Source organism: Franzmannia qiaohouensis, from assembly GCF_031451695.1.
GTDB lineage: Bacteria > Pseudomonadota > Gammaproteobacteria > Pseudomonadales > Halomonadaceae > Franzmannia > Franzmannia qiaohouensis.
In genome coordinates this window covers 61,218-73,228 of sequence record NZ_JARWAM010000003.1, presented here as the reverse complement: position 1 = coordinate 73,228, position 12,011 = coordinate 61,218, and the positions used below count along the sequence as shown (strand labels likewise).

Genomic DNA, 12,011 nt, shown 5'->3' with positions numbered 1-12,011 from the left:
GGGTTCCTCCTGGCCCGGCATGCGGGCCTGATTCAGTCGTGGGTGGTGACGCTTGAGGTTGCTGGCGTGGCCTGGAAGCGGCCCCGGGTCATGGGGACGAGCAGCAACAGGATGCAAGCGGCGGCGAGGGACAGCGGCAGCAACCGGGAGGCGGCGACCAGGCTCACCGCCAGCGTCGCGGCGCCGTAGCCCAGGGTATGGGCCATGGCCAGCAGGCCGGCACTGGCGCCTGGGGCCTGGTGACGCGTGGCGGCGTCGGTATAGCCGGGTACGGCCAGGGCGGCGCCGACGCTGGCGATCACCACGCCCAGGCCGAACCCGGCCAGGCCGGCGGTCGTCGCCAGCAGGCCGTAGCCGGCCACCAGCCCCAGCGCCCCAGGGCCAGCAGGGCGTAACCCGACAGCCGGTAGTGGCGCGTGATCCCCAGTTGCGTGGCCAGTGCGCCCAGGGCGCCGAGCGACAGCAGGATCCCCATCAGGTGGCCGGCCCGGGTGGCATCGATGGCGAGCCGGCCCTGGAGGGCCCCGGGCAGGCCCAGCTGCATCAGCGATACTGACATCGCCAGCAGCAGCGCGATGGCCAGGCAGGGCAGCAGCTCGAGGGCCCGTGGTGACCGTTGAACGGTCCGGCCGGCGGATGGCGGGACGCGGGGGGCCGGTACCCCCTGGAGCAGCAGCAGGGCCAGCGCGCCGCACAGCAGCATCACCATGAAGGGAGCATGGGCGGAGAGGCTCAGGCTGGCGGCAGCGACTAGTGGCCCCAGCAGCCGACCGCTGCTGAGCCCGGCGCTGATGGCGGCCAGCGCCTTGACCCGCTCTTCTCCGCCATGCAGGGCCAGCGACCACTGCTGGCAGGCCGGCACCATGCCCGAGACAGTCAGGCCATATAGCACCCGTGCCAGGGCCACCACGACCAGCAGGGCACCGTCGCTCAGCCAGCCACGAGCCGCTCCCCACAGGGCAAGGCCGATCAGGGCGAAACTGATCACGTAGCCCAGCAGGGCCTGGATCACCACGCCTCGTGCGCCGTGGCGGTCGGCGACCCGCCCCCAGAAGGGGCTGCCCAGCAGGAACAGCATCGATCCCAGCAAGATCAATCCGGCCCACTGCGAGAGTGACAGGCCGAAGCCTTCCACCAGCACCGGCAGTGCGACCAGCAGGCCGTTCTGGCCGAGGCCGAGCAGCGCCGCGCAGGCGCTGATTCGCCACAGGGGAGGAAGAGGCATGGCCGGCTCCTTAGTAAATACAATTGAGAATTGTTAGTATTTAAGAGGCTGCCGTCAAGGTGGGAAATGTTTCGGCATGTGAAAGAGAGAGGGGGGGCGGGCACAAAAAACGCCCACCACGAGGGTGGGCGTTAGGCGAACGCGTGGCATCGCGATGAAGGCGGGGATCAGTAGTCCATCGACCAGGTCAGGCTGTAGGTACGCCCGCGGCCCTGGTAGTCGTAGAGGTACTCCGGGCCGTAGTAGGGCGAATAGAACATCGCCGCGCGCTGGCCCCAGACGGTGGAGTAGCTCTCGTCGAGCAGGTTCTGCACGCCGAGGCTGAACCTGCCGACGTCGGTCTGCCGGCTGAGCGCCAGGTCCAGGGTGGTATTGCCGTCGATCTCGCGATCGGCGTCATCCTTTAGATCGAAGGTGTGGTTGGCCTGCAGGCGCGCTGAATGAACCCGATCCGACCAGCCGATGAAGGCGGTGGCCGAGGAGAGCGAAGAGTCGCGGGCGTCGCGCTTCTCCCACTTGCCCGCGTCGTTCTCCTGCTCGGAGCGCACCAGGTGCAGGGTGCCGCCGGCTTCGAAGCCACTGTCGAAGTAGCGGGTCAGGGCGCCCTCGAGGCCGTAGTCGCGCTTCCTGTCGTCGATCACGTCGACGCTGAGGTCTCCGCTGTTAACCTCCAGCGCCTTGTCGGACCAGGAGTAGTAGGCCGCTGCCTGGGCCACCCAGTCCCCGCCCCGGTAGCGCCAGCCGAGCTCGACCTGGTCGGTCTCGATGGCAGAGAGCGGGTTCTCGTCGACGCTGATGCCCGGCCGACCATAGTACTTGGCCGGGTCGGGGAGCTCGAACCCCTGGCTGTAGCGCAGCCAGTTCTGATGGCCGTTACCGTAGTCGTAGAGCACGCTGGCGTTGAGCAGGGTGGCGTCGTAGTCGTTCTCGCCGCCGGGGATGCCGTTGAAGTCGTCGACCTCGACGTCGGAGTGCTGGCGACGGACGCCGGCCGAGAGCTTGAGGGCGTCGGTCGCCTGCCAGTTCGCCTGGGCGAAGGCGGCGAGGCTATCGACTCGGTAACCGGGATAGCGCGGTGCGATGCTGGCCTGCTCCTGTACCAGGCCGCCGGTCGCGTCGGACACGGCCTTGTCGAAGGTCATCTGGCTGGCATCGAAGCTCTCGCGGTCGAGATCCAGGCCATAGGTAAGGTCGACTCGGTCGGTCAAGCGAGCGTCGAACAGCGCCTTGAGGCCACTGAGGTCGGTATTTTGTTGGGAGGCGCGGAATTCGGAGCCTCCGCTGACGGGGTAGGGGAAGGCCTGGAAGCTGGCCTCTTCCTGGCGATGGAAGGCCTGCAGGTAGAAGTTCTGGCCCAGCAGGTCGCTGTGATGGTACTGCAGGTTGAGCATCTTGCGGTCGGTGGCCGGGTCGCGGTCGGAGCGATAGCCGTCGCGGATCTGGGCATCCTCCAGGCTGGGACTGTCGGCGGCGAGGTGCGGGAAGTAGACACCACGGTCGCCCTCGTAGCCCGACCGGTAGAGCTGGGCGCTAAGTTCCAGGGTCTGATTGTCATCCAGGCTGAAGGTCAGGTTGCCGAGCAGGTCGATGCTGCGGTTGTCCTGCAGGTCGGTCTGGGCGATATCGGGGAAGATCTCGTCGCCGCGGCCGTCGAACTGGCGGCCGTTGTCCTGGAAGGCGGTGCCCAGGTAAGCCTGAACCCGCTCGTTGCCGCCGCTGACCGACTGCGCGATGCGCTTGTCGAGGTCGTCGCTGTCATTGAAGCCAGTGGTGATGCCGGCCTCGGTGCGCCAGTCCGGGCCGCCGGCCCGGCCCTTGCGGGTGATGATGTTGATGATGCCGCCGGTGGCGCCGCCGCCATAGAGGCTGCTGGCACCCGAGAGCACCTCGATGCGCTCGATGTTGAAGGGATCGATGGCGTCGAACTGGCGGGACAGGCCCCGGGAGCTGTTCATCGACACGCCGTCGATCAGCACCTGCACGCTGCGTCCGCGCAGGTTCTGGCCATAGTTGGTGCGCCCCTCGGGCGCCATGTCGAGCCCAGGGACGAGCCTGCCCAGAGCGGTCTTGAGATCGGCGCCGGCTTCAATCTGCTGCTGCAGCTCCTCCTTCTCGAGCATCCATGCCGCACCGGGTATCTGGCTGATCTGGGTGGGGGTGCGTGACCCCACCACGACCATGGTGTCCTGCGGTTCCTGAGCGTGAAGGATCATGGTCGCCGAGCCGGCGACCATGGCAATACCGAGGGTCACTCGCTTCTTCATGGGGGTTCCCTTGCCTGGAAGATGTGAATGGTTATTGCTGGGAGTAGGCAAGCATAGCATTGCTAAATATAATATCAATGATACTCATTCGTATTAATGGGAGCGGGAAGGATTACATTCCGCCGATCGTGATGCGGTGGGGTGCCAGTGCCGGCATAGGCTCGATGCGACGGTCGGTCGGCGTTACAAGAGAATCAGCATAGCCTCAGGCCTCGGGGGCGACAGCCAGGGCGGCTGCCAGAAGCTCGGCGAAACGGCGGGCCGAGGGCAGGGCGCCGAAGCTCCACGCCGGCGGCAGGGTAAGCCAGGTGCCGTCGCGGACGCTGGGCAGGTGCTGCCATAGCGCACTACGGGGGAGCTTCTCTGCGATGCCGGTCGGGTAGGGCTCTATCACCACCAGCTGAGCATCGAGGGTGATCAGGCGCTCGAGGCCGACGAGACTGAAGCCCCAGGCGTTGGTCTGCTCCTGCCAAGCATTCTCCAGTTCAAGCCGTTCCAGTACCGCCTGGTATAGCGAGTGCTCGCCAAAGACGCGCACGTGCCGGTCGTCCATGAACTGGATGATCAATAGTGGGGGGATGCCCTGGGGCAACCCTTGGCGCAGCGACTCAATATGCGCTGCGGTCTCCTCGACCAGCGATTCGGCAGCAGCGGGGCGCCCGGTTACCTCTCCAAGTGCGTGTGTCAGGGCCACCGCCTCATCCCAGGCCTCCTGTTTCCCTGTGTAGAGGCTGAAGGTGGCGACCTGCCCGATTTTGCTCAAGCGCGGGGTCAGGTTGGCGAACATCGGCGAGATGGCGATATGCGCGGGGGCTAGATGCGCCAGCAGCTCGGTATTGGGCTGGGAGCGCAGGCCCAGGTCGATTACCTGGTTGGTTAGGCGGGGCGCGCCGACCCACTCGTGATAGGCGCCGACCTGGGCCACGCCGCGGGGCGGCGCCTCAAGGGCCACCAGGGTCTCGGCCAGGGTCCAGTCGAGCGTGGCCAGGCCTGCACCACTACTGGCCACGGCCGGGGTGGCTGCCAGCCATAGCCAGCCGAGTATCCCGGCCAGGCGCCGAGAGGGGGACGAGTAGCGAGATCCAGGAAGCATTACGGGCATGAAGTGACTCGGATAGGGGTCAAGAGTGCAGTACGCCACTTCCGGTGACCATGACCTGGGTGGCCATCCACACTTGGCTCGCTGAGGACGAGCCCGCGGCAAGGTCGGCACAGGTGTCGTAGCGCTGGATCGTCCTGGACTCGCAGCGCACTGTGAGTCGCCCCGTGTCGCTTGCGCAACGCCAATCTATCGTTATCCATCCTTGGTTCGATGCCTGCTCATTGCTTGGTTGGGCCACCGACACGTCAGCATGAATGCTTCGTGAGGCCAGCCACTCCAGTGCCGCGACCTGGGCGCACTGCTGCACCGGGCTGAGCCGGGAATCGCCGCGGTAGCAGGGCAGGTAGGGGCGGTCCGCCATCTCGCTTTCGAGTAGCAGCAGTGCGTCTTCGTTGCCGATGCGGCCGTACTTGCGCAGGGCGGGAAAAACCACGGCACTGGCTGCCAAGCGGCAGCCGCCCAGGTGGGTGCTCTCCCATACCTCGAACGGCAGGCCACTCTCCGCTACTGCTGTGTTCAGGGCCTTGTAGGCGGCATAGCCAAACTTGGCGCAACACTTGTCCTTCTTGCCATGGGTGCAGCACAGCAGCAGCGCCCCGTCGGGCGGGGAGACCTCCCAGTGCGCGAGCGGCTCGTTCCGCTCCAGCGCGGCCAGGAAAGCCGACAGTTCGTCGCGTGTCACTTCGAAACGGCGATTCTCCGGCATCAGGTAGAGGCAGTGACGTGCACTGGGTTGGTCACGCCGATGAATCAGGTTGACCCGCCGCCCCGCCTCGGCAATGGCCTCGAGTTTTGCCGACACTTCGCCACACATGTCGCTGGCCTGGCGCAGGCTGCGCTGCCATTTAGGGCGCGGCCAGCTGAGCAGCAGGTTGCGCTCGGCGTGTGCGGCACTGCCCGCCAGTGGGTCCCCTAGCGCAAGGCTCTCCCGCGCACAGAAATGCTGGGTGGTGCTCATGCAGAAAGCTCCTCCTTGCGTTTGACGGGAGAGACGGCACTGCCCAAGGCTGGGATGCAGACCGGTCGGCCGGTACTGGGGGCATTGATCACCTCGGCCTCGAGGTCGAAGACACGCTTCAGGTTTGCCGCGGTAAAGACCGACTCCGGGGGGCCGCTATGTTCGATGCGACCGTTGCGCATCATCACCAGCACGTCGGCATGGGCGGCGGCCAGGTTGAGATCGTGCAGCACCACCAGCAGGGTACGGCCACGTTCGTGGGCCAGCCGTACCAGCAGCTCCAGCAGATCGACCTGAACCTTGAGGTCGAGAAAGGTGGTCGGCTCGTCGAGCAGGATGAGATCGGTGTTCTGGGCCAGCACCATGGCGATCCAGCAGCGTTGGCGCTGGCCGCCGGAAAGGGCGTCCACCGAGCGCTCGGCAAGGTCTGCGACCCGTGCCACCGCCATGGCTTCCGCTACCGCCGCTTCGTCCTGCCTCGACCATTGCCGCCACAGCCGCTGATGGGGAAAACGTCCCATGCCGACCAGCTCGCGTACCGTCATGCCCTCCGGTGCCGTGGGGCTCTGGGGCAGGATGCCCAGGCGGTGGGCGACATCGCGGGTGCGGTAACGGTGTATCTCCTGGCCGTCGAGCAACACACGGCCTCTGTGGGGCGTCAGCGTACGGGCCAGGGTCTTGAGCAGCGTGGACTTGCCGCTGCCGTTGGGGCCCAGCAGCACCGTGAGACGCCCTTCGGCAACACGGAAATCGACGTTCTCGAGGACGCGGCGGTCCTCGTAGCCGGCGGTTAGGCCTTCGCTGCACAGGCGGTGGGTGGGCATGAAGGAATCGCATCCCTTATGATAATGGTTTGCATTAATTGGCGTAAGTGTGTCACCTTCGCCGCCTTTGTGTCCATCCAGTGTCGAGTGCTATCCCATGCGGCCATCTGCCAATGCCTTGCTGCTGCTTGCTGCATTGAGCCTTCAGCCTGTTGCGGGTGCCAGTGCCCAGGTGCCGCTGCCTGATGAGCGGCCCCAGCGCATCGTGACGCTCTACCAGGGCGCCACGGACAGCGCGCTGGCGCTGGGACTCGAACCGGTCGGGGTGGTCGAGTCGTGGCTTGAGCGCCCCATGTATCGTTACCTGCGCGACGAGCTGCCTGCCGATGTGCGTTACCTGGGGCTTGAGACCCAGCCGGACCTGGAGGCGGTGGCGGGGCTCGCGCCCGATCTGATCGTAGGTGCCCGATATCGCCATGCCGGGGTCTACCCGCTGCTGTCGCGTATCGCGCCCACGCTACTGGCCGACAGCGCCCATGACTTCGAGGCCATGCTCGAGCTGATGGGCGAGGCATCCGGGCGCGAGACCGAGGCCCGTGAATGGCTCGCCGACTGGCGGTCACGGGTGGCCGACTTTCGCTGCCGCGCCGAGGCCCGATTGGGCGATGCCTGGCCTCAGCGGGTCTCGGTGGTGAGCTTTCGCGGCGACCATGTGCGTCTCTACTACGACGGCTTCGCTCGCCATGTTCTTGATCAACTGGGGTTCCAGCGACCGTCAGGGCAGCAGGGCAGCGGTTGGGGCATCAAGTTGGTCAGCCGTGAAACCCTGCCGGCCCTGGATGCCGATGCGATCTTCGTCTTCATGCGCGACGATGCGGCGGTGGCCGAGCTGCATCGCGAGTGGACGGCGCATCCTCTGTGGCGACGCCTGGAGGCGGTCGAGCGGGAGCGGGTCTATTACGTCGACCCGGTGATCTGGAGCATGGGCGCCGGCATCCTGGCCGCCCATCGGCTGCTGGACGAGCTCTACGACCACTACGAGCTGCACGATGCCGTGCGCCAAGGGGAGAGTGGACAATGCTGACCACTTCCTCGGCCAGGCTGCTGGGATTGATGGCAGGGGCGCTGTTGGCGCTTGCCGCCGGCCTTGCCAGCCTGGCACTGGGTGCCACTGCGATTGCGCCGGCCACCCTGGTGGAGGCCTTTCTTGCGCCCGACCCGGGGTCGGTGCACCACCTGATCCTGCGTACCGAACGCCTGCCCCGCGCGCTGATCGCCGCCTTGGTGGGGGCCAGCCTGGCGGTGGCTGGCGCACTGATGCAGACCCTGACGCGCAACGCTCTGGCGGCACCGAGCATTCTCGGCATCAATGCTGGCGCCATGTGCTTCGTGGTGGTGGCAAGCAGTGTCTTCGCCCTGCGTTCGCCCATGGCGCTGGCCTGGGTAGCCTTCCTCGGCGCCCTGGTAGCGGCACTGCTGGTCACGCTGTTGGGGCGTGGCCGCGATGGCGGCTTTTCGCCGGTGCGGGTGGTGCTGGGCGGTGTGGCGGTCACGGCCTTGTTCGTTTCGCTGGCCCAGGGACTCTTGATCGTCGACCAGGAGGGCTTCGAGAGCCTGCTGCTGTGGCTGGCGGGCTCGGTGGCGGGGCGCGGCCTGGACATGCTGCTGCCGCTGCTGCCGTTCTTCCTGGTCGCCGCCGCTATCTGCCTGCTGCTGGTCCGCCAGCTCAACCTGCTGGTGCTGGACGACGAGGTGGTCAAGGGGCTTGGCCAGCGCACCGGCCGGGTCAGGCTACTGGCGGGGGCGGTGGTCATCGTGTTGGCGGGAAGCTCGGTGGCGCTGGCCGGCATGATCGGCTTCGTCGGGCTGATCGTGCCGCACATGGTGCGTGCGCTGTTCGGCCGCGACCATCGCTGGGTGCTGCCCGGCTGTGCCTTGCTCGGTGCCGGCCTGCTGCTGGGAGCCGATACCCTGGCGCGCTTTGTCATGCCGCCCCAGGAGGTACCGGTCGGGGTGATGACGGCACTGCTCGGCACGCCGTTCTTCCTCTATCTCGCCCGCCGCCGGAGCCTGGTCCCATGAGCCACCCCGTGCTCGTGCGCACTGCCGATGGAAGAGTCTCCCTGCGCCTGGAGCGCCGCACCCTGGTGGTGACGCTGCTGCTGACCCTGGCGCTCGCTGCCAGTGCCCTGGCTTCGCTGAGTCTGGGTAGTCAGGCGACATCGCCTGGCGCGGTGCTGGAGGCGCTGGTGGTTCCCCGGCGCAGCGATATCGCCCTGATTATTCACGAGATCCGCCTGCCCCGGGTGGTACTGGCGATCCTCATCGGTGCCTGCCTGGGGGTGGCCGGGCTGCTGCTACAGGGGCTGGTGCGCAACCCCCTGGCCTCGCCGGATGTGATCGGCATTACCGGCGGCGCTTCGCTGGCGGCGGTCAGCTTCCTGGCGCTGGGCGGTACGGCACTGGGCGAAGCCTGGCTGCCCCTGGCGGCACTGTGCGGTGCACTGCTGGTGGCACTGGCCATCGTCGCCCTCACCGGGCGCGGTGTGACCCCGGCACGCTTGGTGTTGATCGGCGTTGGCATCGCCGCAGCACTCGGTGCGGGCACCACGCTGCTGTTGGTGCTCAGCACCGATACCACGGCCATGCGCGCCTACGTATGGCTAACCGGCAGCCTCTACGCCGCCCAGTGGCGAGAGGTGGCAGGGCTTGCCCCCTGGGCGCTGGTGGGCTTGCCCCTGGCGCTGGTATTGGCGCGACGCCTGGATGTCATGGCGCTCGGTGATGAACTGGCGGTTGGGCTGGGCGCGGCGCTGCAGGGCAGTCGCCTGGCCCTGCTGTTGCTGGCCGTGGCGCTGGCCGGTGCCGCGGTGGCGTTTGCCGGCGGGCTGAGCTTCGTCGGCCTGCTCGCGCCGCATATCGCTCGAAGGCTGGGCGTACGCGGGCATACCGGGCTGGTGCCGGTGTCAGCCCTTATCGGTGCGCTGATCGTGCTGCATGCCGATCTGCTCGGTCGGGTCGCTTTCCTGCCCCGAGACCTGCCAGCGGGTATCTTCGTCGCCGGCATCGGCGCGCCGTTCTTCGTCTACCTGCTGTATCGCTGGCGCTGAAGGTCTTGTCCGCAAAAAAAGCGGCGCCCGAAGGCGCCGTCAAGCAGTAAGCCAAGCCCCGGACACGGGCGAGGCGTCAGAAATCCAGCTGATAGCCGAGAGTCAGGGTGCGTCCACGACCGGTGAAATAGTATTCGTCGCTGACCCGCGCCGACTGGGAGTAGTAGGTTATGTACTCCTTGTCGGTCAGGTTCTCGATACCGAAGGAGAGCTTACCCGCGGGTAGGCGGTATCCCAGCGAGGCATCGATCAGGCCGTAGCCGTCGAACTCGAGTTCTGGATTATCGACGCTGCGGTCGAAGTAGTAGCTGGCCTGCAGGTGCGAAGAGAGTCGGTCGCTCCATGCCGCGCTCCAGCCAAGACGCAGCGTGTCCGGTGCGATATTGATCCCGGTCAGTTTGGTATCGACGCGGCCATCGCCGGTGGTATCCGACTTGCCCTGGGCATGGGCATAAGAGAGGCGCAGGTCGTGAGCGTCGCCGAGTTGCATCTCGCCGGTGACCTCTACCCCCTGGATTTCGGTCCGCTCGCGGCTGCCAGCGAAGGTGCCGTTCTGTTCCGTGAGGCGTTCGCCGTAGTCGGAGTTGGACTCGTAGTAGCTAATTTCGAGACCGTAACGCTCCCAGTTGAAGCGTGCTCCGATCTCGCGATTATCGGTGACGATAGGCTGGAGCTGCAGCAGCGAGTCGATATCCTGCCCGGGCGTGTCGATGCCGCGCAGTACCCGGCCCACATCGGGCATGCCGAAACCCTGGGAGTAATTGGCATACAGCTGCGCCCAGTCGGTGGCCTGGTAGACCAGACCCAGGTTGTAGAGGGTTTCATTGAAGGTGGGGGTGCCGCCCTCAACGCTAACGTTGTCCTGGGTGACATTGCTGCGATCGATGGTCGAGAAGGTATCGACGTCCAGTTCGGCGTACTCGTAGCGCACCCCGGAGTGCAGGCTCAGCGATTCGGTCAGGCTGACGTCGCCCTGCACAAAGGCGGCGTAGTTACGGAACTGGGTTTCCGGTACATAGGTGCGGTCGGTGTGGGCCAGCACTTGCCGCGTCTCGTCCTGTAGTACATCAATACCGGTGGTCAGTTTCAGGCGGTCGTCCAGCAGGCCGTCACGGCTGATGGTGAACTTGCCACCCAGCTTGTCCGACTCGTTACGGGTCTGGTCGTAGCGGGTATCGCCCGATGCATCCAGGTAGGGGAAGAAGGGCGTAGTGGCGAACTGGGCGCGAAAACGTTGCCGATAGATCTGCGCATCCAGCGCATTGCCAAGCCAGTCCGCATGCGAGTAGGAGAGGCGTGCCATGCTGACCTGGTTGAAGCCGGGATCGCCATCGGGATTGCCCCGGCGTGCCGAGGTGGGGATTCCCGCGGCGCGGTCTCCGATCACCGGCACGTAATCATCGCCTTCCTCAAGGTCGAAATGCTTGAGAGATACTTCGATATTCTGATCGTCGTCGATCCAGTAGCCGAGCTTGCCGAACAGGTCATGGCTGATGGAGTTCTGCAGTTCCCCCGGGTAGGCAATACCCACGATCTCGTCGTTGCCATCGAAAAAGACGCCGCGCTGCTGACGGCTGATGGCACCCAGGTAATCCCAGTCGCCGCTCTGACCGCTGAGACGGTAGTCCAGCTTGTAGCCGAAACCCTCGGACTCGAAGTCGTCATCGCTGGTCAGGCTGACCCCGGCGTGCTGGTTGATCCCTGCGCCGCTGCCGCGCCGTGTGACGAAGTTGATCAGGCCGCCCGTGGCGCCCAGGCCGTGCTCAGCGCTGGCGCCGTGAATCACCTCGATACGTTCGACCATCGACAGGTCGATGGTGTAGCTGTCCCGCGCACTATCGCGCAGCGGGTTGGACTGCGGGACACCGTCGACCAGGAATAGCGGTGAGCGGCCACGGAAGGTTTCGCCGGCATTGGAGAGTTTCTGACGGCTGGGCGAGTAGGAAGGTATCAGGTTGCTGAGCACCTGGCCCGGGTCCTGGGTAATGGCCAACTGCTGCTCGATCTGCTCGCGAGTGATGACAGTGACCTTCTGAGGCGTTTCACCGGCTTGGCTACGGTTACGGGTTGCGGTGACCACTACCGGCGATAGATCGGGCGAGGCGGTGGTCTCGTCATTGGCCTGGGCGAAGGCAAATCCCGGCAGGGCAGAGCCAAAAATCACTGGGGCCAGCCAGGCAGCATGCGTCTTGTGGGGCATGGAAGGTCTTTCCCTTGCTTGGTATTGGGTTGTCGAGTCGTCTTGGCGAAGATCATGCAGAGCCATGCTTAAGCTTGTTAATAATAATGTTTATCATTTGACTTTTCAAACGATAAGCAAATGCGCATGCGTTTCTGTGCCTTTCGACATTCATTATCATAAGAATGGCGCCGAGGAGGCCTGGAGGGGAACACCCTGGTAGTTGGGCGCTGGCATATGCCATGTGGGTTCGAGCGTCGACGGGGATCTGGCCTGGCGTTTTCAATCACGGGCGCCTGGCCCTGCGCCACCGGTAGGCGGCCCTGGTGGGCGAAGCGATAGGCGATCCCGAAGCATTGCCGGTAGGCGGAGAGGTCGTCACTGACGTTTATTCGCATTCGCGCGTTGG

Annotated in this window: 10 protein-coding genes; 3 read left to right on the top strand and 7 right to left on the bottom strand. The window is 65.6% G+C overall.

Going from position 1 to position 12,011, the window contains the following annotated elements; genetic code table 11:
• Positions 1–32 precede the first annotated feature (32 nt).
• The 6 genes from QC821_RS04535 to QC821_RS04510 form a co-directional block, all read right to left on the bottom strand.
• Positions 33–362, bottom strand: coding sequence for a hypothetical protein (locus tag QC821_RS04535; protein ID WP_309717605.1), 330 nt, complete (start codon positions 360–362; stop codon positions 33–35).
• Positions 299–1,225, bottom strand: coding sequence for an MFS transporter (locus QC821_RS04530; RefSeq protein ID WP_309717602.1), 927 nt, complete (start codon positions 1,223–1,225; stop codon positions 299–301). The genes QC821_RS04535 and QC821_RS04530 overlap by 64 nt, the downstream gene beginning before the upstream one ends.
• A gap of 167 nt (positions 1,226–1,392) precedes the next feature.
• Complete coding sequence (locus tag QC821_RS04525) at positions 1,393–3,489, bottom strand: TonB-dependent receptor (protein ID WP_309717600.1); 2,097 nt, start codon at positions 3,487–3,489, stop codon at positions 1,393–1,395.
• 205 nt (positions 3,490–3,694) lie between these two features.
• Entirely contained in the window at positions 3,695–4,591 is an 897-nt protein-coding gene (locus tag QC821_RS04520) for an ABC transporter substrate-binding protein (RefSeq protein WP_309717597.1), read from the bottom strand.
• A 19-nt stretch (positions 4,592–4,610) separates the two neighbouring features.
• Positions 4,611–5,549, bottom strand: a complete 939-nt coding sequence (locus QC821_RS04515) for a sucrase ferredoxin (protein ID WP_309717594.1) — start codon at positions 5,547–5,549, stop codon at positions 4,611–4,613.
• Positions 5,546–6,373, bottom strand: coding sequence for an ABC transporter ATP-binding protein (locus QC821_RS04510; RefSeq protein WP_309717589.1), 828 nt, complete (start codon positions 6,371–6,373; stop codon positions 5,546–5,548). Before QC821_RS04510 ends, QC821_RS04515 begins: the two co-directional genes overlap by 4 nt.
• Positions 6,374–6,470: 97 nt before the next feature.
• Between QC821_RS04510 and QC821_RS04505 the strand changes: the two genes are divergently transcribed.
• From QC821_RS04505 to QC821_RS04495, 3 genes are read left to right on the top strand one after another with little or no spacing between them, the layout of a single operon-like run.
• Positions 6,471–7,397, top strand: coding sequence for an ABC transporter substrate-binding protein (locus QC821_RS04505; protein ID WP_309717586.1), 927 nt, complete (start codon positions 6,471–6,473; stop codon positions 7,395–7,397).
• Positions 7,391–8,395: a FecCD family ABC transporter permease gene (locus QC821_RS04500; protein WP_309717583.1), complete on the top strand. Its 1,005-nt coding sequence runs from the start codon at positions 7,391–7,393 to the stop codon at positions 8,393–8,395. The genes QC821_RS04505 and QC821_RS04500 overlap by 7 nt, the downstream gene beginning before the upstream one ends.
• Complete coding sequence (locus QC821_RS04495; RefSeq protein ID WP_309717581.1) at positions 8,392–9,423, top strand: FecCD family ABC transporter permease; 1,032 nt, start codon at positions 8,392–8,394, stop codon at positions 9,421–9,423. Before QC821_RS04500 ends, QC821_RS04495 begins: the two co-directional genes overlap by 4 nt.
• Positions 9,424–9,499: 76 nt before the next feature.
• Here QC821_RS04495 and QC821_RS04490 read toward each other — a convergent pair whose 3' ends face one another.
• Positions 9,500–11,623: a TonB-dependent receptor gene (locus tag QC821_RS04490; RefSeq protein ID WP_309717578.1), complete on the bottom strand. Its 2,124-nt coding sequence runs from the start codon at positions 11,621–11,623 to the stop codon at positions 9,500–9,502.
• Between the last annotated feature and the right edge of the window lie 388 nt (positions 11,624–12,011).